Source organism: Terrisporobacter petrolearius (assembly GCF_020748185.1).
In the GTDB taxonomy this organism is placed as follows: domain Bacteria; phylum Bacillota; class Clostridia; order Peptostreptococcales; family Peptostreptococcaceae; genus Terrisporobacter; species Terrisporobacter petrolearius.
Genome location: NZ_JAHZMO010000243.1, coordinates 1 through 250 on the forward strand (window position 1 = coordinate 1; position 250 = coordinate 250).

Sequence of the window (250 nt, forward strand, 5' to 3'; positions counted from 1 at the left end):
TTCTCTCCGAAATAGCTTTAGGGCTAGCCTCAAGATTTAGAGAAACGGGGGTAGAGCACTGAATGTCCTAGGGGGTATTGCACTTACCGAAGACTATCAAACTCCGAATACCGTATTCTTATGCTTGGGAGTCAGACTATGGGTGATAAGATTCATAGTCAAAAGGGCAACAGCCCAGATCGTCAGCTAAGGTCCCTAAATGTAGGTTAAGGGGTAAAGGAGGTGGGATTGCACAGACAACCAGGATGTT

At 46.0% G+C, this 250-nt stretch carries 1 rRNA gene; it reads left to right on the top strand.

The annotated features are described in order from the left end of the window. Nucleotides 1–250, top strand: a 23S ribosomal RNA gene (locus tag K0040_RS20495); the annotation flags it as partial.